Source organism: Pseudomonas machongensis, assembly GCF_034961125.1.
In the GTDB taxonomy this organism is placed as follows: Bacteria; Pseudomonadota; Gammaproteobacteria; order Pseudomonadales; family Pseudomonadaceae; genus Aquipseudomonas; species Aquipseudomonas machongensis.
Map to the genome: position 1 here is coordinate 14475 of NZ_JAYFUI010000190.1, position 21061 is coordinate 35535.

The window sequence follows — 21061 nt, forward strand, 5'->3', positions numbered from 1 at the left end:
GCCTGACAGTCTAGGAGCCGTGCAGGCCCGCGACCATGACCCAACGGGACAGAAGAGCAGCCCGCAGACACGCCGCCTATCCCTGGCGCGGTAATATTTTGTGCCACTTTGAAACCAAATGAATCCTCACCGGTCTCAGCAGTTGTTCCGTAAACCGTTGCGGATCAAGGATTTCCATCGCCATGCCACGCCTTGCCAGTTTTTCGCTGATCGCCGCTGTCGTGCTGCTCGCCGGTTGCCACAGCCATCGTCACCATGATGACGATGGCTGGCGTGACGGCGACCGCGATCGTCACCGTCATCATCACCGCGATGATCGCGATGACGACGATCGCCGCTACCGTGACCGTTATTACCGCTGAAGCGTCTCTCCAATCCCTGTCCGCCGCACGCCTGCGGCATCCAATCCTGATGATTCCTTCGAGGTTCATGAAATCATGCGTCTGACTCTGCCTTCCCTCGCCCTGGGCCTGCTGCTGTGCCAGGGAGCGTTCGCCGGTGACGGCACCGCAGCCATTGGTGGCGGCCTGGGTGGCGCCTTGGGCAACGTCGTCGGCAAGCAGATCGGCGGCAGCACGGGCGCCGCCATCGGCGCAGGCCTGGGTGGCGCAGCCGGCAGTGCCGTTGGCGCACGCAAGGGCAACCGCACCGAAGCAGCCATCGGCGGTGGCCTGGGTTCGGCCGGCGGCTCGCTGGTGGGTGCCAAACTTGGCGGCAGCAATGGCTCGACCATCGGCGCAGGCCTTGGCGGCGCGGCCGGTGGTGCGATCGGCAACCACCTGGGCGACAAGAACAAGAAGCACCGTCGCCACTGATTGACGCACGCCTGCAGGAGCAACTGCCCTGCAGGAGCGAATGTCTTGTTCAAAATCTAAAGGCCAGCCCGCTCCCACAGGGATTGGGCTGGCCTCTACTCAGCCGTCTTTCAGCCCAGGCGGTGCCACTCGCGCTTGTCCCGGCTCAGCAATTCATTGCCGGCCTCGGGCCCATCCTCCCCCGCCTCGTACTCGTGCACTTCGCCACCACTGGCCCAGGCGTCGAGGAAAGGCTGTACCGCACGCCAACCATTCTCGATATTGTCGGCCCGCTGGAACAACGTCTGGTCTCCGGTCAGGCAGTCGTAGATCAAGGTTTCGTAACCGGTCGCCGGGGTCATCTTGAAGAAGTCCTTGTAGGCAAAACCCAGCTCGACGTTCTCCATCACCAGTTCAGGCCCGGGGCGTTTGGCCTGTAGATCGAACCACATGCCTTCATTGGGCTGAATCTGAATCTTCAGGTAGTTGGGCTTGGGCCGCTCCAGCTCCGACTCGCGAAACTGCGCGTAAGGTGCAGGCTTGAAGCAGATGGCGATTTCGGTGTCGCGCACGCTCATGCGCTTGCCGGTGCGCAGGTAGAACGGCACGCCCGCCCAGCGCCAGTTGTCGATCATTACCTTCAGCGCGACGTAGGTTTCGGTGCGGCTGCGCGTGTCGACATTTTGCTCCTGGCGATAACCGGCCATCCGTTTGCGGCCCTGCTTGCCCGCCACGTACTGCCCCCGCACCGAGTTCTTCAGCGCCATTTTCTGCGACCATGGGCGGATGGCACCGATCACCTTGGCTTTCTCGCCCCTGACAGCGTCAGCGCCGAAGGCCGCCGGTGGCTCCATGGCGACCATCGCCAGCAACTGGAACAGATGGTTGGGCACCATGTCGCGCAAGGCACCGGTATTGTCGTAGAACGCGCCACGCGTCTCGACCCCGACGGTCTCGGCGGCGGTGATCTGCACGTGATCGATGTAGTGGTTGTTCCAGAACGATTCGAACAGGCCATTGGAGAAGCGGCTGACCAGAATGTTCTGCACCGTTTCCTTGCCCAGGTAATGGTCGATGCGATAGATCTGCCGCTCGCTCATCACCTTGAGCAGGCAAGCGTTGAGCGCCTCGGCGCTGGCAAGATCGGTACCGAATGGCTTTTCCACCACCACCCGGCGAAAGCCGCCCGCAGACTCGTCGAGCAGGCCGGCCTCGCCCAGGCGCTGAGCCACCTCAGGAAAGAAACGCGGCGAAGTGGCCAGGTAGAAGATGGCGTTGCCGTGACGGGTCTTGGCGATGCGCTTGCCGATCTCGGCATAGGTCGCAGGGTCCAGGAAGTCGCCGGTCTGGTAGTCCAGGCGCTTGGCCAGGCGCGACCACAGCCCTTCGTCCAGGCACTTGCCTGCGCCCTCGCCGCCCTTGTCGCGCTCGATCATGAAGTCGTGCAGGCGCTCGGCGAACTGCTCGGCGCTGGCCTGGTTATGATCGACCCCGACAATCCGCAGGTTGCGGTCCAGCAAACCGTCACGGCTGAGGTTGTACAGCGCCGGCATCAGCAGACGCTTGACCAGGTCGCCATTGGCGCCGAACAGGAACAGCGTGCAAGGCGGCGCGGCGGGAATCGTCTGTTTGCTCATGAACCCTTCTTCTCGACATGGCCACCGAAGCCCAGGCGCATGGCAGACAGCACCTTGTCGCCGAAGGTGCCTTGCTGCTGGCGTGAACGGAAACGGGCAAACAACGCGCTGGACAACACCGGCACCGGTACCGCCTGCTCGACTGCCGCATCGATGGTCCAGCGCCCTTCACCGCTGTCGGACACCGAACCGCTGAACTGGGCCAGCTGCGGATCGGCGACCAGCGCATCGGCGGTGAGGTCGAGCAGCCACGAAGTGACCACACTGCCGCGCCGCCAGACTTCGGCGATCTCCGCCACGTTCAGATCGAAACGCTGGTCCTCGGGCAACTCGGTGCCGCCCTTGCTGCGCAGCAAGTCGAAACCTTCGGCATAAGCCTGCATCAAGCCGTACTCGATACCGTTGTGCACCATCTTCACATAGTGCCCGGCACCGGGCGGGCCGGCGTGAATGTAGCCATGCTCGGCACGCCCATGCTCACCCGTGCGACCCTGGGTGCGCGCAATGTCACCCACGCCCGGCGCCAGCGCCTTGAACAGCGGCTCCAGCCGTTCGAACACGTCCTTTTCGCCGCCGATCATCATGCAATAGCCCCGCTCCAGGCCCCAGACACCACCGGATGTGCCTACGTCCAGATAATGCAGGCCACGCGTTGACAGATGGGCGGCGCGGCGCATGTCATCCTTGTAGAAGGTGTTGCCGCCATCGATGATCGCATCGCCTGGCTCGAGCAGCTCGGCGAGCTGGGTGATGGTCTGCTCGGTAGGCTCGCCCGCCGGCAGCATGACCCACACCGCCCGTGGCGCCTTGAGTTTCTGTACCAGCGCGCCGAGGTCATGGGCGCCCAGGGCGCCCTCGCTGCTCAGAGCGCTGACGGCATCACGGTTGCGATCGTGTACCACGGTCTGGTGGCCTGCGCGCATCAGCCGTCTTGCGATATTGCCGCCCATGCGGCCCAGCCCGACGATTCCCAGTTGCATGTGCCGATGCTCCCCTTGCGAAAATGGATGACGAACGCGATTCAGGTGTTCAGGTTAGTCCAGCGTACCGCACGAGGGTTCACCGACGAACGGCGTGACCACCATAAACAAAAAAGTTCCCAAGGACAGGGAAAGAATTCAGAATGCGCGCCGCACGAAGCGTCTACGCTTGTTACTGTCACCAGCCAAACTGCGAGGTGTTCTCTTGGGTACCTACATGCCTGCCACTCCCCCCCAGACCCTCTATGTCACTGTGCGCCGCGACGAATTGCGCCAATTGAAGGACGAGCGCGATCAACTGCGCCAGCAGGTGGCCGAGCTGAACCTGTTGCTCGAACAGGCGCGCCTGGGCAGCAAGGCTGCCGGCCTCTGACCTTTCGCCGCGCAGCCCCTGCGTGCGCGGCGCCCTGACGTACCCGTCTGCTGCATAGCGAAAACACCTTCAAAGGTAGACGCGTGTGCCTATATGGGCTCGATCCAAGACTACCTAGATTGAGCGACGCCGCAGGCCCATTCCGGTGCCTGCTCCGCGTAGAAGACGCCCATGAATAAAATGATCCACTGGCTCCCGCTCGCGTTGCTGGGGAGCCTCAGCCTGCACGCCCACGCTGCGCCCCAGCCGTGCCAACCACTCGACGAGAAACAAGCCGTGGCGCTATTCGAGCGCTGGAACGACAGCCTGCGCAGCGGCGATCCAGAGCAGGTGGCCAACTTGTACGAAAACGATGCAGTCCTGCTGCCGACCGTATCGAAAATCCCACGCCTGACTACCGCCGAGCGCCTCGACTACTTCAAGCATTTCCTCGCCGACCAGCCCTCCGGCAAGCTCGATACCCATCACCTGAGCCAGACCTGCAACAAAGCCACACTGACCGGGTTATATACCTTCAACTTCGCCAAGACCGGGCAACAGGTCGCTGCGCGCTACACCTTTACCTACCGCTGGGACGGCCAGCAGTGGCTGATCAACCACCATCATTCTTCGCTGCTGCCAACCACCTGACACGGCCCGCCCTCCTCGTTCAGCGGGTGCCTGATCCGCCGCAGCAACACTGCGTTGCCGCGGCTCCAGCGCGCCAACGTTTGCGCAGATCAACGGTCGCGCAAATAGTGACCAATGGGTCACCCCACCTACCTTTCGTCCCCTACACTGAGGATTCGGCCCGTGTTTTGCTCCGAAACCAGTGACGCAATCAAGTCGAACTTTCCAAAACACGGGTAGGTCAGGAAGTAAGTAGGCCACGCAAAGGGACTTCCTCACGCGTCAGCCCGCCCACCCCACACTGTCCAGGCGCCTGTTCGGCCGGAATGCCGCTCGCGCTGTGCCTGCGCGCACGACCATGGGGCAAGGAATGCACTACGAAGATGCTGAAAGTCAAAGCGAGAACAGACACGAGATAAACGCAACGGGTGCCACCACCCGCATGAACAAGGGACGGAGAGAAGTATGATCAGTGCCGCTGTCGAGCCTCACGCAGAATCATTCAACCTGGAAAATCGCGAGCCTGTTGCACCTGGCTTCGCCACGGCAGGCAAGGCACCCGCTACCACGCGCCGCAATAATCCGCACAAGCGCAAGGTGCTGTTCGTCACCTCCGAAATCGCCGACCTGGTCAAGACCGGCGGCCTGGGCGATGTCTCCGCAGCCCTGCCCAGGGCGCTGTCACACCTGCACGATGTGCGGGTCTTGATTCCGGGTTATCCGCAGGTAGTCGACAGCGACAACCCCATTCACATCGTCGGCGAAATCGGTGGCCATGCTGCGCTTCCGCCGTGCAAGATCGGACGCATGGACCTGGCGGATGGCCTGGTCATCTACGTGCTGATCTGCCCCGAGTTGTACGAGCGCGAAGGCACCCCGTATGGTGCCAACAATGGCCGTGACTGGCCCGACAACCATATCCGTTTCGCCCGCCTGGGCCTGGCCGCCGCAGAGATCGCCGCAGGCGATGCAATGGCGCACTGGCGCCCCGATCTGGTGCACGCCCATGACTGGCCAGCCGGTCTGGCACCTGCGTACATGCACTGGCGCGGCCTGAATACACCGACCTTGTTCACCATCCACAACCTCGCGTACCAGGGTGTCTACAGCCGAGGCTGCAGCCCGGAGCTGGCCATTCCCGACCATGCCATGCAGCAGGAAGGCATGGAGTTCTACGGCAAGCTGTCGTTCCTCAAGGCCGGGCTTGCCTACTCGAGCCACATCACCACGGTCAGTGCCACCTACGCCCGGGAGATCACCACGCCCGAGTTCGGCTGCGGCCTCGACGGTTTTCTTGCAAGCAAGGCCCAGCAAGGCCTGCTGGGCGGCATCCCCAATGGCATCGACGAGAGCTGGGATTCGGCCACCGACTCGCACCTGCTGCACAACTTCAGCATCAATGACTGGGAAGGCAAGGCCCGCAATGCCGAGCAGGTCCGCGAGCTGTTCGGCCTGGAGCCGTCCGAAGGGCCCCTGTTCGCCGTGGTCTCGCGCCTGGTCTATCAGAAAGGCCTGGACCTGACGCTGAGCGTGGCCGACGACATCGTCCGCCAGGGCGGGCAAATCGCGATCATCGGCCGTGGCGAGCCGGAGGAAGAACAGGCCATGCGCGATCTGGCCCTGCGCCATCCGGGCCGCATCGGCGTGCGCATCGGCTTCAATGAAACCGATGCGCGGCGCATGTTCGCCGGCAGCGATTTTCTGCTGATGCCCTCGCGCTACGAGCCGTGCGGCTTGAGCCAGATGTACGCACAGCGTTTCGGCTCACTGCCGGTGGCGCGCAACACCGGCGGTCTGGCCGACACCATCGAAGATGGCGTCACGGGTTTCCTGTTCAACGAATCGAGCCCCGAGAGCTACCGCGAAGCCCTGAACCGCGCCTTCTACGTACACGGCAAGAAAGATCTGCTCAACGCCATGCGGTGCCTGTCGATGACTCAACCCTTCAACTGGTGCCAGGCGGTGGAACCCTACGCTCGCCTTTATGAGGAACTGGTCTGCCAGGCACGCAGCCGCCACTACTGAACGAGGGCTACGAAGATGCACAGGCATGGCGCACAGCAACTGGACGCCACGTCGACGCGCTTCGCCCTCTGGGCGCCGGATGCGCGCAACGTGAGCGTGGAAATCGAGCGGCAGCCGTCTGTCGAGCTGCTGCCCGAAGAGGATGGCTGGTTTATCGGCATCGCCCCCTGCCAGGCGGGTGATCGCTACCATTTCAGGATCGACGGCCACCTGCAGGTGGCCGACCCGGCGTCGCGCTACCAGCCTGACGGCGTGCACGGCCCCAGTGAAGTCGTCGATCCCCAGCGTTACGGCTGGCAGCACCCCTGGCGAGGCCGCCCATGGCACGAGGCGGTGATCCAGGAACTGCACGTGGGCCTGCTCGGCGGCTATGCAGGCGTTTCCCAGCACCTGCCACGCCTGGCAGAACTGGGCATCACCGCCATCGAGCTGATGCCGATCAACCAGTTCCCCGGCGAGCGTAACTGGGGCTACGACGGCGCCCAGCCCTTCGCCCCACACAATGCTTACGGCAGCCCGGAGCAATTGTGCGCACTCATCGATCAGGCCCATGGCCACGGGCTGATGGTGATGCTTGATGTGGTCTACAACCACTTTGGCCCTGACGGCAATTACTTGCCGAAGTACGCCAGCGGGTTCTTCCGCGAAGACCGCCAGACGCCTTGGGGCGCCGCCATCGACTTTCGCCGCGCAGAAGTGCGCGAGTTCTTCATCCAGAACGCCCTGATGTGGCTGTGCGACTACCGCTTCGATGGGCTGCGCCTGGACGCCGTGCACGCCATCGACCAACCGGACTTCCTCGTCGAACTGGCCCGCCGCGTACGCGCCGCTGTCGAGCCGGGCCGCGAAGTGTGGCTGGTGCTGGAGAACGAACACAACCAAGCGGCGCTGCTCGAGCAAGGCTTCGACGCGCAGTGGAACGATGACGGCCACAACGCCCTGCACGTGCTGCTGACGGGCGAGACCGAAGGCTACTACGCCGACTACAAGGACCGCCCGATCGAGCAACTGGCCCGGTGCCTGAGCGAAGGCTTCGTGTTTCAGGGCGAGCCCAACCGCCATGGCACACCCCGTGGCGAGCCCAGCGCTCACTTGCCACCGAGTGCCTTCGTACTGTTCTTGCAGAACCACGACCAGATCGGCAACCGCGCCTTGGGCGAGCGCCTCAGTCGCCTGTGCCCTCCCACGGCGCTGCGGGCCGCCACCGGCCTGCTGCTGTTGGCGCCAATGATCCCGCTACTGTTCATGGGGGACGAAGAAGGCAGTTGCCAGCCGTTCCTGTTCTTCACCGATTTCCACGATGAACTGGCCGACGCCGTGCGCGAAGGTCGACGCGGCGAGTTCGCTCACTTCGCAGCCTTCGCCGACCCCGAGAAGCGCGCGCACATACCTGACCCCAACGCCCTGCAAACCTTCGAGGCCTCACGCCCGATCAACACACAAGTGCTCGCGGGCTGGCACGGCCTCTATCACCAACTGCTGGACATCCGCCATCGCGAGATCGTCCCGCGCCTGGTGGGCAGCCGCGCACTGGGCGTCGAAGTGCTCGGCGACAAAGCCCTCAGCGCCCGCTGGCGACTGGGCGACGGCTGCGAGTTGCGCATTGATTTGAACCTTGGCGCATCTGCGCAGCCCATTACTTTGCCAGGCATGGATACACGCCTGTTCGACAGCAGTGACAACGCCCATACGGACTCCACCCTGGCCGCGTACAGCTGCGTGGTCAGCCTGCTTCCCTCTCGCTTGGAGACGCCATGAGCGAAATGCCCCTGCACCGTCTCGCCGCCCGCGCGGGCCTTGCCCGCGACTGGATAGACGCCAACGATCGACCCCAGCAGGTATCTGACGAGGCTCTGCGCCGGGTGCTGCAAGGGCTTGGTCATCCGGCCGAGGATGACGCTGCCGTCGCGCGCAGCCTGGCCGCCCTGGAGCTGCTCGACGACAGCGAGCACCTGCCGCCACTGCTCACTGCCGACCTCGGCCAGCCGCTGGCCCTGGCACGCTGGTTCAGCCCGAACAGCCAGGTACGTTGCACCCAGGAAGACGGCAGCGTGCACGCGCTGACCCTCGACCCACTGGCACAACTGCCCGGCGAACTGCCTACCGGCTACCACCGGCTGGAAATCGATGACCGACAGGTCACCATCGCTGTCGCGCCGCCGCGTTGCCACAGCCTGCAGGACATAAGCGAGCAATCCCCGCCACGTCGCTGGGGCCTGGCCGTGCAACTCTACAGCCTGCGCCGCCCGGGCGACGGTGGCTATGGCGACTGCCTGGCCCTGGAGCAACTGGCGCGCAGTGCGGCAGAGCGAGGCGCCGATGCGCTGGCGATCAGCCCGATCCATGCGTTGTCGATGTACGACCAACAGCACTTCAGCCCCTACTCACCGTCCAGCCGCCTGTTGCTCAACACGCTCTACGCCAGCCCCTCGGTACTGCTCGGCGAGCGCGAGGTGCGCATGGCGGCCGAGGCTGCGGGCCTGACCCAGAGCCTCGAAGACCTGGAGCAGACGTCGCTGGTCGACTGGCCACGCGCGGCCGATGTGCGGCACAAGCTGCTCAAGGCGCTGTATGCAGATTTCAGCCAGCGCGAACATCCCCTGCGCCCGGACTTCGACAGCTTTCGCCAGTCCGCTGGCCAAGCCCTGGAGCACCATTGCCATTTCGAAGTGCTGCAGGCCGAAGCCGTGGAGCAAGGCCTGGGGGCCGACTGGCGCGCCTGGCCAGACGCCTGGCGCAGCCCCGAAGAGCCGGAGGTGCAGGCCATGGCGGCGGCCTATCCGGCGCGGGTGGAGTTTCATGCCTTCTGCCAATGGCTCACCGAGCGCAGCCTGCAACGCGCCCAGGATGCGGCGCGCAGCAACGGCATGGGCATCGGCTTGATCGCTGACCTGGCGGTGGGTGCCGACGGTGCCGGCAGCCAGGCCTGGAGCCGCCAGGACGAACTGCTGGCCGAACTCAAGGTCGGCGCGCCGCCCGACATCCTCAACCGCTCCGGCCAGGACTGGGGCATCTGCGCCTTCTCGCCCGAGGGCCTCAAGCGCAACGGCTACCGAGCCTTCATCGAAATGTTGCGGGCCAACCTCGCCCACGCCGGCGGCCTGCGCATCGATCATGTTATGGGGCTGCGCCGCCTGTGGCTGATCCCGCGCGGTGCCAAGCCGAGCGAAGGTGCGTACCTGAACTACCCCGTCGAAGACCTGCTGCGCCTGCTGGCACTCGAGTCGGCACGCCATCAGGCCGTGATCCTCGGCGAAGACCTCGGCACCGTACCGCCCGGGCTGCGTGAGCAACTGGCGGACAAGGGCGTGCTGGGCATGCGCGTGCTGCCGTTCGAGCAGACCTCGCCCGGCCACTTCAAGCCGATCCTCGACTGGCCCGATACCGCCCTGGCCACCACTGGCACCCACGACCTCGCCCCGCTGGCCGGGTGGCTGCGAGCTCGCGACATCGACTGGAACCACCGCCTGCAACTGATCGACGCCGCCACCGAACTGCATTGGCGGCATGAGCGCGAGCAGGAGATTCACGGCCTGCGCCGCAGCCTGCAAGCGAACTATGGCCCTTTGAAGGATAACGACGCCTTGATCGACACCGCCATCCGTTATGTCGGCCACACCCGCGCACCGCTCGTGCTGGTCCCGCTCGAAGACCTGCTCGGCAGCGACGAACAACCCAACCGGCCCGGCACCACCGACGGCCACCCCAACTGGCGCCGACGCTTCGCCCTGCCGGTTGCCGAACTGCTCGACGACGAAGATGCCGCACGCCGCCTGGAACTGCTGGCGCAGGCGCGCGAACAAGCCTGGGAGCGCGACCGATGAAACCCTTGACCGCCACCCAGCGCCTGCAATTTCACAGCGACTTCACCCTCGACGATGCCGTGCCACTGGTGCCCTACTTCGCCCAATTGGGCATCAGCCACCTGTACGCGTCGCCCATACTCAAGGCCCGCGCCGGTTCCCGGCACGGCTACGACGTGGTCGATCCGACTCAGGTCAATCCCGAGCTGGGCGGCGAAGCGGCGCTGCAGCGGCTGGTGGCTTCGCTGCGCCAGCACGGCATGGGGCTGATCCTCGACACCGTGTCCAACCACATGGCCGTGGGCGGTGCCGACAACCCCTGGTGGCAGAGCCTGCTGGCCTGGGGACGGCGCAGCCCCTACGCCGAATTCTTCGATATCCAGTGGCACTCCAGCGACCCGCTGCTGGCCGGTCAGTTGCTGCTGCCGTTCCTGGGCAATGACTATGGTATTGCCCTGCAGAATGGCGAGATTCCGCTGACCTTCGACGCTGAGCACGGGTTGCTGCAGATCGAGCACTACGAGCACCGTTTCCCGATCTGTCCGCTGGATTACGGACGGATTCTCGACCACAGCGATGATCCTTCATTGCAGGCGCTGGCCACGCGTTTCAGCGCCCTGAGCGACTGCACCGACCCACTTTCCGAGGCCCTGCCATTGCAGGCGGAACTGGCCCGCCTGGTACGCACCGGCGCCCACCTGGAGCAGGCCCTGGCCGCCTTCGACAGCCGCAGCGAGCCTGGTTTCAAGCGCCTGCATCTGCTGCTCGAACGCCAGACCTACCGCCTGGCCAGTTGGCGCACCGCCGCCGACGACATCAACTGGCGGCGCTTTTTCGATATCAACGAGCTGGGCGGCCTGCGCGTGGAACGGGCGACGGTGTTCGAAGCGACCCACGCCAAGCTGTTCGAGCTGATCGCGCGCGGCCTGGTCGATGGCCTGCGCATCGACCATATCGACGGCCTGGCCGATCCTCGCCGCTACTGCCGCAACCTGCGCCGCCGTGTCGATCACTTGCTGGCCCTGCGTCCGCCAGAAGCGGCACTCGAACATTTCCCGATCTACGTGGAAAAGATCCTCGGTACCGACGAGCACCTGCACCAGGATTGGCTCACCGACGGCACCACCGGCTACGAGTTCATGAACCAGGTCTCGCTGCTGCAACACGACCCGGCCGGCGAAGCGCCGTTGACCGAGCTCTGGCACAACGTCAGCGAACGCCCGGCGTTCGACGAGGAAGTGCGCATCGCAAGACGCCTGGTGCTCAATGCCAGCCTGGCCGGTGACTGCGAGTCAGTGGCCCAGGCGCTGTTGCAGGTCGCCCGCGACGACCTGATGACCCGCGACCTCACCCTCGGCGCAATCCGCCGTGCCCTGCAGGCGCTGGTCGAGCACTATTCGGTGTACCGCACCTACATCAATGCCTGTGGCCGCCCTGAGCAGGATGAGGCGTTCTTCCAGCGCGCCCTGGAAGGCGCCCGGCAGTCGCTCAGCGAAGCCGACTGGCCGTTGCTCGACCACCTCGAGCGCTGGCTCGGCGGGCAGCCCTGGCGCCAGTTGCCTGTCGGGCGCGCGCGCAAACACCTGCGCCACGCGTGCGTACGCTTCCAGCAACTGACTGCACCCAGCGCCGCCAAGGCGGTCGAGGACACGGCGTTCTACCGCAGCGCACGCCTGCTCTCGCGCAACGACGTGGGCTTCGAGGCCGAGCGTTTCAGCGCCACACCTGCGCAGTTCCACAACGAAGCGCAGCGCCGCCTGCGCGACTTCCCGGATAACCTGCTGGCCACTGCCACCCACGACCACAAGCGCGGCGAAGACTGTCGCGCGCGCCTGGCGGTGCTCAGTGAACACAGTCAGTGGCTCGCCAGCCGCGTCGAGCACTGGCGCGAACTGGCCGAGCCGCTGCGTGAAACCCTCGAAGACGGCCTGGCACCGAGCCCCGGCGACGAGTTGCTGCTGTTCCAGACCCTGCTCGCCAGTTGGCCCCTGGCGCTAGGCCGTGATGACCCGCAGGGCCTGGAGCACTTTGCCGAACGTGTGCGCCAGTGGCAGCAGAAAGCCCTGCGCGAAGCCAAGCTGCGCAGCAGCTGGGCCGCCCCCAACGAGCGCTACGAACAGGCCTGCGCCCGCTACCTCGATGGCCTCCTGCTCGACAGCGAAAACCAGCAACTGCGTCACTCGCTCGCCGACGCCGTGGCCCGCATTGCCTGCCCGGGCGCCCTCAACGGCCTGGTCCAGTGCCTGCTGCGCATGACCACACCCGGTGTGCCCGACCTGTACCAGGGCAACGAATACTGGGACTTGAGCCTGGTCGACCCGGACAACCGCCGCCCAGTGGACTACCCGGCAAGACGTGCCAGCCTGGACAACAGCCTGCCCCAGGCCGAACTGCTCGAACACTGGCGCGACGGGCGCATCAAGCAGGCCTTGATCGCCCGCGTGCTGGACCTGCGCCGAGCGCATCCCGAGCTGTTCCTGCGCGGTGCCTACCTGCCGCTCAACGCCCAGGGTCGACACGCTGACAAGGTGCTGGCCTTTGCCCGCCTCGGTGAGGGCGAGCGTGCCATCGTCATCGCGCCACGGCTGGCCAGCACCTTGCTGGGCGCAGCCCCGATACCCCTTATCCCGGCACAGAACTGGGACGATACCCGGCTTGTTTTGCCGTTTGCCTTGTCGCCTGCCACTTGCAAGGGACTTTTCGCACACACCGCTGTCAGCCCTTCTAGGGAGCTGATGCTGAGCGATGTGCTGTCGGATTTTCCGCTCAACCTGTTGATTGAACATGCATGAACTTCAGGAGCGTCGAAATGAGTGTCGATGAAAAACGTATCCGCGAATTCGCCTACCAGATCTGGGAGTCGGAGGGTAAACCGGTAGGCGAGGAAGAGCGCCACTGGGAGATGGCTCGCAAGCTGGCCGAAGCCGAAGCCCTGGCGCCCAAGGCTGCACCACGCAAGAAGGCCGCAGCCAAGCCCAAGGCACCTGCCGAACCCAAGGCTGCCGCGCTGCCGGCGGGCAAGCCTGTGGTCGAGAAAAAACCACGGGCGCCGCGCAAGCCCGCCGCCGGCTGATACCCGCCTGCGGTTCAACCCAAGACCTGTGGAGCAGCTGCCTTGTTCAAAAGCCAAAGGCCAGCCCCTCCCTTTGAGAACAGCTGTCCTGTAAAAAATCCAAAGGCAAGCCTGTCCCTGTGGGAGCGGGCTTGCCCGCGAACACGGGCGTAGCCCGTGCCAGGCAGCGCGGTGTCTTTTTTCGCGGGCAAGTCGCAGCGGCGAACCGCCGCTCCCGCAGCCGAATTCAATTCACCTGGCCAGACGAGGACTGTCATGACCCCACGCACCCCGAAGAAAACCCGTTCCGTCGCGCCAACCCGGATTCGCGAGGGCCTGCCCTTCCCGCTCGGTGCAACCTGGGACGGGCTGGGCGTGAATTTCGCGCTGTTTTCCGCCAACGCTACCAAGGTCGAGCTGTGCATCTTCGACGCGACCGGCGAAAACGAGCTCGAGCGCATCGAGCTGCCCGAATACACCGACGAGATCTACCACGGTTACCTGCCCGACGCGCATCCGGGGCTGGTCTACGGTTATCGCGTGCACGGCCCCTACGAGCCGCAGAACGGTCACCGTTTCAACGCCAACAAGCTGCTGATCGACCCCTACGCCAAGCAACTGGTGGGCGAGCTGAAATGGTCCGAGGCGCTGTTCGGCTACACCCTGGGCCACCCCGACGACGACCTGTCGTTCGATGAACGCGACAGCGCCCCCTTCGTGCCCAAGTGCAAGGTGGTCGACCCGGCCTTTACCTGGGGTCGCGACCAGCGGGTGCAGATTCCCTGGGAGCAGACCGTCATCTACGAAGCCCACGCCCGTGGCATCAGCATGCGCCACCCGGCTGTCCCCGAGCATCTGCGCGGCACCTTCGCTGGGCTTGCCAACGACGAGCTGCTGGGGCACATCAAGGATCTGGGCGTTTCCAGCATCGAGCTGCTGCCCATCCACGCTTTCGTCAACGATCAGCACCTGCTGGACAAGGGCCTGAACAACTATTGGGGCTACAACACCCTGGCCTTCTTCGCCCCCCATCCCAAATACCTGGCCAGTGGCAAGATCGCCGAGTTCAAGGAGATGGTCGCGCACGTCCACGAGAAGGGTCTGGAAGTGATCCTCGATGTGGTCTACAACCACACCGCCGAGGGCAACGAGCGTGGCCCGACCCTGTCGATGCGCGGCATCGACAACGCCTCTTACTACCGCCTGATGCCCGACGACAAGCGCTTCTACATCAACGATTCGGGCACCGGCAACACCCTCGACCTGAGCCACCCGTGTGTGCTGCAACTGGTCACCGACTCACTGCGCTATTGGGCGGGCGAGATGCATGTGGACGGCTTCCGCTTCGACCTGGCGACCATCCTGGGCCGCTACCACGACGGTTACAGCGAGCGTCACAGCTTCCTCGTCGCTTGCCGCCAGGACCCGCTGCTGCGCAGCGTCAAGCTGATCGCCGAGCCGTGGGACTGCGGCCCCGGCGGCTACCAGGTGGGCAACTTCGCACCCGGCTGGGCGGAATGGAACGACCGTTTCCGCGATACGGCACGGGCGTTCTGGAAAGGTGACGAAGGCCAACTCGCCGATTTCGCTGCCCGCCTGACAGGCTCAGGCGACATGTTCAACAATCGCGGCCGACGTCCCTACGCCTCGGTCAACTTCATCACCGCCCATGACGGCTTCACCCTGCGCGACCTGGTCTCGTACAACGAGAAGCACAACGAGGACAACGACGAGAACAACCAGGACGGCACCAGCAACAACCTATCCTGGAACTGCGGCGTCGAAGGCCCGACCGACGACCCCGAGATCAAGGCCCTGCGCCTGCGCCAGATGCGCAATTTCTTCGCCACCCTGCTGCTGTCGCAGGGTACGCCGATGATCGTCGCCGGTGACGAGTTCAGCCGCACCCAGCACGGCAACAACAACGCCTACTGCCAGGACAGCGAGATCGGCTGGGTCAATTGGGACCTGGACGACGAAGGCCAGGCGCTGCTGAAGTTCGTCAAACGCCTTACCCAGCTCAGGTTGCAATACCCGGTGCTGCGCCGCTCGAGCTTCCTGGTCGGCGACTACAACGAAGCGATCGGGGTCAAGGACGTCACCTGGCTCGCCCCTGACGGCAGCGAAATGAGCGTCGAGCAGTGGGAAGACCCCCACGGCCGTTGTCTGGGCATGCTCATCGACGGCCGTGCGCAGGTCAGCGGCATCGCCCGGCCAGGAGCGGAAGCAACAGTGTTGCTGATCGTCAATGCGCATCACGACGTGGTGCCGTTCAAGCTGCCGAGCGTACCGGAGGGTGAGCATTGGAGCTGCCTGATCGATACCGATCGGCCGCAGTTGCGCAAGGCGCAGCACCTGGCGTTCGACAGCCTGTTCGAGGTGCAGGGCCGCTCGATGCTGTTGATGGTGCTGCAACGCGACGAGGAATGATCAGTCGGCGATACCCGCCCTCGCCCGCGTGACAATTGCCGATGGACTGCCCGGCAGCCCATCGGCACGTTGCTCGAGTCACATCGACGGCCCGGGGCCAGCGGCTCAATGCAAGGTACTGCGTGCCTTGAGCCGCGCCCGCTCGATGACCTCCTGCCAGGTATCGTTTTCGTCCTCCGAAACTGTGAACCAGGGGTATACCTGCACGCGCTGCTCGTAGTTCGCCCACTCGCCTTCGACATCCTCGCCATTGGCGCGCACGATCCTGCATTCGCGGCCCAATGCATCGTAGAAATGCGTGTCGGCATAGATCCCTTCACGTGCACTGTCGTCGCTGACCCAGCGCCAGTCGTCGAGGTAGAACGGCAACCACTTTCGAACCGCCTGCCCCTTGTTATCGAACTCGGTCTTGCCGGTGACCGCCCAGCGCACCTCGGCGTGGGCCAACACGGCGTGCCCGTCCTGATCCTGGGCAAGCCCTCCCTGCTCAGTGCGCACGAACGCCTCGCCGCCCGGATTGAGGATGGCGGCCTGCAACAACTGCGAGCCGCCTGTCAGCGACACCTGCACGCGCACCTGTTGCTCGGGGTCGTTGTCATAACGGTCGGGCTGGATCTGGATCACATGGGGTGGCGTACGTCCGGCCATGAACAGGTCGCCAGACACCTCGATGCCATCCCGACGCAAACGCTGCATATCCCGCTGCCAGGCCAATGCACCGCAACGGCGGGTGCCCGCGACACGACCATCGGCCTGCAGCGCCAATGGCATCCAGCTGTCGACCACGTTGGTGAATGCCATGGCCACCGGCACTCCCTTGCTCTCGTTGAGGGCCACGGCTTGCTCGACCGTGCGAGGGGGTGTGAAGGCAGCATCGGGGGAGAAGCCGCTCATCACGGCTTCATCGCTGCCCGCCGGGGTTTCGGTGCCATAGAAGCGGGTATGCATCACCCGTCCCAATGCATCGAGGCTGCTGGTGTGGATGTTGTCATTGGCGTCCTTGATCTGCGCTGGCTGCATGAAGCGCCAGTCATACACCTCGACAGTGGAGGTCAGACCGGCAGCATCGGTCACCTCGCACACGGCGATGTCATGGGCGGTGTACCGCAATTGGCGGGGGCCAATCACCGTACTTTCCTGGACGGTGTCGGGCGTCCAGAAATGCTCGGCGCCGCGATACCCTGAAATGCCGTGATGGCCGCAGTACGCCTCTTCGACTGGCGGCGCCCACGGGATCGACGGCGCGCCTGCGCCGGAGGGATCGTGCGGCTCGGCCAGCTCATCGGCGTCCTCCGCTCGGCTCATGGCGACATAGCCGCCACGCTTGAGCAGCTCGGTCAGGGATTCGGCCTGCACCCGGGTGTCCAGCAAGTGCTGGACGTCTTCCAACCATGCCTGGAGCTGGACAGGCTGGGGTGAATCAGTGCCGCGCGTGGCAAGGTTGGCCAGCACGACTCGCCAGAACACGCTGTCAGCACCGGTCACGGCCAGTCCGTCCGCCACTGCGGCATGCAGCTGCTGCAGATCCGCGCTGCCTTGCGCCTGTTCGGCGAACCATGCAACCACCGCTGGCAGAGCCGCATCGGCCACACGGCTCTGCTTGCGCAACGCCGCCTGCAAGCCCTCGGGCAACGCCGCAGCGTCGGCCTGGTACAGCCGCTCGCGCAAGGCATCCACCGAGATCACTGTCTTGAGCGCCGCGCGCAGAAGCCCGAGCGCCTGCGCGTCGTGGGGCGAGCACTGCAGATAAGCCATCAGCAGCGGGTACGAGGTCGCAACCGCCGTCACTTCCGGCAAGCGCTCGCGCACCCGGCGCAACACTGCCGGGTCGGCATTCGGGTTGGCCAGCGCCTGCTCCACCAGATTGCCCAAGGTCTGCTCGAAGGTCGGACGCAGGACGTCCAGTGAAGCCTTGTCGAGCATTGCCGTGCGGGTATAGGCCAGCAGTGCCTGACGCGAAGGGACCTTCGCGGCGCCTGTACCATCGGCTTGTCGCCAGACCGCCTTCTCGTAGCCGACCAGCGTCGTCCTCTGCGGATCGGCCACCAGCAGCTCCTCCACTGCCAGGTTCTCCACGCTGAAACCGTCTTTGGGCACGTCGCTGGCCGTCAGCTTGATCACATCCCGACGCGTGCCATCGGCCAGACCGATGACAAAGTCATCGCCACGAACCAAGTTGTGCACGCGAGCGCGGGTCAGGTTGATCCAACAGTCGTACTGCTGCTCATCGCAACTTGCCTCGATCAAGCCCGCCGGCAAGCTGTCGGGATAGATCTGCCGCTCCCCCTCCTCCTTGACCAGGTCCGCCTCGCTCAACTGACGCGGATAGTTGACGGCTGCACTTTGCAGCACGTTGCCATACAGGTCCTGCGCGAGAACAAGCGTCTGGGCGACCACCGGGTCCTCCGGTACCCGCTCGCAACTGAATGCCAGATGCTGGATCGGCGTCACCAGCGCACTCGGTCGCTGTGGATCGGCACTGGCCATGGCCCGGATCTGCAGGCGCGAGCGCTCGAGCCTGTAGGGGTTTCCTGCACGCGGATGGCCATCTTCTCCATACACCTCGATGCGCATGACCTGGCCACGGACCGCGCGGTACAGCCAGGCGCGCAGCGCACCCGTCACCTCGAGCGCCTCCTCTGCGTCGTCGCGCCACTGGGTGAAACGTGGTGGAGCCTGAGGGAATCGGGCATCCATGTCGACAAAAGCACCGTCAGCCGCCGCATCGAGCGCCTCCACCCCGGTGTAGAACCAGGTGCAGGTACGCGAGGGCGGCGACAGATGTGCCGCCATCGACCGGGCCACTTCATGGGTGTCGGTCTGGATCAGGCGCCTGAACCCGGCAAATTCACGCTCGCGGCCATCCCACACGCCGCCGAGATAGGTGGTCTCGCGGCCCATGCACACGCCGGTGATTTCATTGAACGTCGTGACCCGGCTCACAGTATGGACCGGGAACGGCAAGTAGCTGACCGGGGTCTGGCCGCGGGCCAGCTGTTCAGCCTTTTCATCGAGCCAGGCCTGGGCCGAGCTGCGGTACTGCAACTCGGTGCGGTTGCCGATGTTGTCGACGATGGTCGACAGCAACCACGGCCGGTGGTCGTTGAAGCGGTACAGCCAACTGCGGCGTTTTTTTTCAGGGCCATGATCCGGCGCCGTCACCAGCAAGTCGGCAGTACCTTGACCACGGATGTCGGCCACCTGCAGCTGGGTTTCACTGTCCAGCGTCACCCCCGGCGGCGTCTCGATCGCAGGCCCCTCGACGAAACGGTTGCCGCACTGGCTGATGAACACACGGATACGGGCGGGTTCCAGGTAAAGGATATCGGTGGTGCCTGTACCGTCGATATCGGCGAGGTATACCCGCGAGGCGTTGAAGTTGTCCACCTTGAAACCAGGGATACTGATGGCCTCGTCGAACCGGCCATAGCCCAGGGACGGCCAGAGCGTCACGCCGTCGCCAGTGATGCGCAGCAGGTGCGACTGGCCACTGCCGGCAGGATCGGCGAAGGCCACCAGTTGACGGTCGGCCCTATCCAGTAATGGAAGCGCTTCGCGTCCTGCGTACTGCGCGGTAACCGCAGCCAGCCAGCCGTCGGCGCCTGCGCTGGGGTACAGTCGCACGCTACGTGGACCGAGGGCGTGCAGCATGACCACATCGGAGCGGCCGTCGCCGGTGAGATCAGTCATCTGCGCAGCCTCATGACCATACTCGCTGGGCAAGCTCAACAGGGGTTTCCACGCCCCCCAGATACCGTCGGGCGCCAGCGTGAAACTGCCACGCATTCCCTCCTCGGTGATCAACCACTCGGGGCGACCATCGCCATCCAGGTCGGTCAGGCTGCCAGTGCTATCGGCCGGACGCTTGGGCAAGGGCCACGGCGCTCCCCAGGTGATCGCATCCTGCTCCGCGCCTAGGGTTGTGCCCTGCCGCATCGGCGGCCGGTAATGCCAGGCGTCCTGATCTCGGTACAACAGGCCTGGCACGCCTTCGCCCAGCAAGTCGGCCATCTGCCATGCAGGGGCCCAGAATCCGTCGAGCGCTGGCATCGCTTCCCAACCGGGCTTAGCCCTGCCCGGTCGGGTCAGCTCGAACTCCATCGGCGGCAAGCGACAGTCGGATACGCTCGACAGTTGTTGCGCCGACACCAGAATGCTGCTGACCGGGCTACTGTCGTACTGCAGGTGTAGCCGTGCCACCAGCTCTGGCGTGTCGTCGGCCTCGCCGTTCATGCGTGCGGTGCGGTGCCAGAGCAGCACATCGCGGCACAGCCGGCGGATGCGCACGTTGAACCCATAGCGCCAGAACGAATGGCAGTCGTCGCGTACCGGCCAGTCCTGCTCCGGCGCAAGCCCTGGCACGCGCTCGGGATCGGCGCCGCGCTCGCCATAGTCGAATTGGGTGAAGGTGAGAAAGTCCGTCTCGTCGAAGCCGTCTTGTGGAATCAGCAGCGCCTGCGAAGGCGTGGCGTTCATGGCGTAGACAGCATCGGCATAGAGGTTGACGACGTGCGGGTGTGCCTTGAGTTCCTGGTCGCTGCAGCCTTTGTCGTCTTCGGCGCGATAACGGTACACCAGATGCTCGCCACGAGCCGAAACCCGCTCTTCCAGGTACCAGCCCGCCACACGTTCAGGGGCTGCGGGATCGTGCAGACGTGCAGAGGCCGACCAGCCGAACAACGAAAGGCTGCCATCGGGCTGCCAGTGCAGCCAGAAACCAGGGTCAGCCGCAGCGCCTTTGACCACCCAGTGCTCAAGACGCTGCGAGGGCGCACCGCTGCGCAGGCACCAAGGGGTAACGCTGTAGCGCTCACCGTCAGAGGTCTCGGCGAACGGCAAGCCTGTGCGGTCATGGGGTGCACCCGCCTTGAGGACTTCCTCCCCGGACGGACCGACCATTCGGTCGTTGCCGTCGTATTTAGGGAAACCGAAGCGGGTCATGCAGAAGATCGCCGGCAAATCGCAATCCCAGCCGGCGCCAAAGGCGCTGTTGCCGCCGCCGGAGGAGTAGTGCAATGCCAGTTCCGCCGACAGCGCACGACCAGCCGGCGATGGCAGGGGCATTTGCCAACCAGCCGAACCATCCGGGCCACCCGCCGAAAGCATGCCGCCACCGACCGAGACCGTGCCGCCGCCCTTGGGGAGGGCTGGGGGGGTGTAGAAGGAGGCGTCTCCCTCTCCCGTCGCGGGAGCGGGGGCCTGATCCGAAGCAGCAGTCTGCTTTTCGTGTGAATACCCATCCAATGAGTCGGGCATGAACCCCTCCTGTGACCCGTTCCAACCTACCTATGCATGACGCGCAGCATTGATCCGCGCAGTTACTTCAGATCACCCGACCGCTCTTGATCAAACGGCGAG

Annotated in this window: 13 protein-coding genes; 10 read left to right on the top strand and 3 right to left on the bottom strand. The window is 64.8% G+C overall.

The genetic code is table 11. The annotated features are described in order from the left end of the window. The first annotated feature begins 182 nt into the window (after window positions 1-182). Complete coding sequence (locus VA602_RS22470) at window positions 183-362, top strand: hypothetical protein (protein ID WP_054892350.1); 180 nt, start codon at window positions 183-185, stop codon at window positions 360-362. Between the two features lie 75 nt (window positions 363-437). Further along, window positions 438-815 carry a glycine zipper domain-containing protein gene (locus tag VA602_RS22475; RefSeq protein WP_054892351.1) on the top strand — a complete coding sequence of 126 codons (378 nt, stop codon included), beginning with the start codon at window positions 438-440 and terminating at the stop codon, window positions 813-815. A 110-nt stretch (window positions 816-925) separates the two neighbouring features. Here the strand turns inward: VA602_RS22475 and zwf are convergent, their stop codons facing one another. Together zwf and gnd are read right to left on the bottom strand one after the other, a co-directional pair. Then, window positions 926-2431, bottom strand: a complete 1506-nt coding sequence (zwf, locus tag VA602_RS22480) for a glucose-6-phosphate dehydrogenase (RefSeq protein WP_323454390.1) — start codon at window positions 2429-2431, stop codon at window positions 926-928. Further along, window positions 2428-3456 carry a phosphogluconate dehydrogenase (NAD(+)-dependent, decarboxylating) gene (gene gnd, locus VA602_RS22485; RefSeq protein WP_256673967.1) on the bottom strand — a complete coding sequence of 343 codons (1029 nt, stop codon included), beginning with the start codon at window positions 3454-3456 and terminating at the stop codon, window positions 2428-2430. Before gnd ends, zwf begins: the two co-directional genes overlap by 4 nt. Window positions 3457-3616: 160 nt before the next feature. On the opposite strand from gnd, the gene VA602_RS22490 reads away from it, so the two are divergent. From VA602_RS22490 to glgX, 8 genes are all read left to right on the top strand, one after another. Then, window positions 3617-3784 (top strand): DUF6026 family protein, encoded by a 168-nt coding sequence (locus tag VA602_RS22490; protein ID WP_226938273.1) that lies wholly within the window; start codon window positions 3617-3619, stop codon window positions 3782-3784. Window positions 3785-3955: 171 nt separating this feature from the next. Beyond that, window positions 3956-4414, top strand: a complete 459-nt coding sequence (locus tag VA602_RS22495) for an SgcJ/EcaC family oxidoreductase (protein WP_153773002.1) — start codon at window positions 3956-3958, stop codon at window positions 4412-4414. Between the two features lie 444 nt (window positions 4415-4858). Continuing rightward, on the top strand, window positions 4859-6418 hold the full coding sequence (glgA, locus tag VA602_RS22500; RefSeq protein WP_323454391.1) for a glycogen synthase GlgA: 1560 nt from the start codon (window positions 4859-4861) through the stop codon (window positions 6416-6418). 15 nt (window positions 6419-6433) lie between these two features. Further along, entirely contained in the window at window positions 6434-8176 is a 1743-nt protein-coding gene (gene treZ, locus VA602_RS22505) for a malto-oligosyltrehalose trehalohydrolase (RefSeq protein ID WP_323454392.1), read from the top strand. Then, window positions 8173-10242, top strand: coding sequence for a 4-alpha-glucanotransferase (gene malQ, locus VA602_RS22510; protein ID WP_323454393.1), 2070 nt, complete (start codon window positions 8173-8175; stop codon window positions 10240-10242). The genes treZ and malQ overlap by 4 nt, the downstream gene beginning before the upstream one ends. Next, window positions 10239-13013 (top strand): malto-oligosyltrehalose synthase, encoded by a 2775-nt coding sequence (locus tag VA602_RS22515; RefSeq protein WP_323454394.1) that lies wholly within the window; start codon window positions 10239-10241, stop codon window positions 13011-13013. The genes malQ and VA602_RS22515 overlap by 4 nt, the downstream gene beginning before the upstream one ends. Before the next feature lie 17 nt (window positions 13014-13030). After that, window positions 13031-13294, top strand: coding sequence for a DUF2934 domain-containing protein (locus VA602_RS22520; protein ID WP_063544221.1), 264 nt, complete (start codon window positions 13031-13033; stop codon window positions 13292-13294). A gap of 255 nt (window positions 13295-13549) precedes the next feature. Further along, entirely contained in the window at window positions 13550-15703 is a 2154-nt protein-coding gene (glgX, locus tag VA602_RS22525) for a glycogen debranching protein GlgX (protein ID WP_323454395.1), read from the top strand. A gap of 105 nt (window positions 15704-15808) precedes the next feature. On the opposite strand, the gene VA602_RS22530 is transcribed toward glgX, so the two are convergent. Continuing rightward, window positions 15809-20959, bottom strand: a complete 5151-nt coding sequence (locus VA602_RS22530; RefSeq protein WP_323454396.1) for a SpvB/TcaC N-terminal domain-containing protein — start codon at window positions 20957-20959, stop codon at window positions 15809-15811. Between the last annotated feature and the right edge of the window lie 102 nt (window positions 20960-21061).

Coding starts and splice junctions, on each gene's coding strand:
- zwf (WP_323454390.1), bottom strand. CDS start 2,431: ATGAGCAAACAGACGATTCCCGCCGCGCCGCCTTGCACGCTGTTCCTG.
- VA602_RS22520 (WP_063544221.1), top strand. CDS start 13,031: ATGAGTGTCGATGAAAAACGTATCCGCGAATTCGCCTACCAGATCTGG.
- VA602_RS22495 (WP_153773002.1), top strand. CDS start 3,956: ATGAATAAAATGATCCACTGGCTCCCGCTCGCGTTGCTGGGGAGCCTC.
- VA602_RS22515 (WP_323454394.1), top strand. CDS start 10,239: ATGAAACCCTTGACCGCCACCCAGCGCCTGCAATTTCACAGCGACTTC.
- glgA (WP_323454391.1), top strand. CDS start 4,859: ATGATCAGTGCCGCTGTCGAGCCTCACGCAGAATCATTCAACCTGGAA.
- glgX (WP_323454395.1), top strand. CDS start 13,550: ATGACCCCACGCACCCCGAAGAAAACCCGTTCCGTCGCGCCAACCCGG.
- VA602_RS22475 (WP_054892351.1), top strand. CDS start 438: ATGCGTCTGACTCTGCCTTCCCTCGCCCTGGGCCTGCTGCTGTGCCAG.
- treZ (WP_323454392.1), top strand. CDS start 6,434: ATGCACAGGCATGGCGCACAGCAACTGGACGCCACGTCGACGCGCTTC.
- VA602_RS22470 (WP_054892350.1), top strand. CDS start 183: ATGCCACGCCTTGCCAGTTTTTCGCTGATCGCCGCTGTCGTGCTGCTC.
- VA602_RS22530 (WP_323454396.1), bottom strand. CDS start 20,959: ATGCCCGACTCATTGGATGGGTATTCACACGAAAAGCAGACTGCTGCT.
- malQ (WP_323454393.1), top strand. CDS start 8,173: ATGAGCGAAATGCCCCTGCACCGTCTCGCCGCCCGCGCGGGCCTTGCC.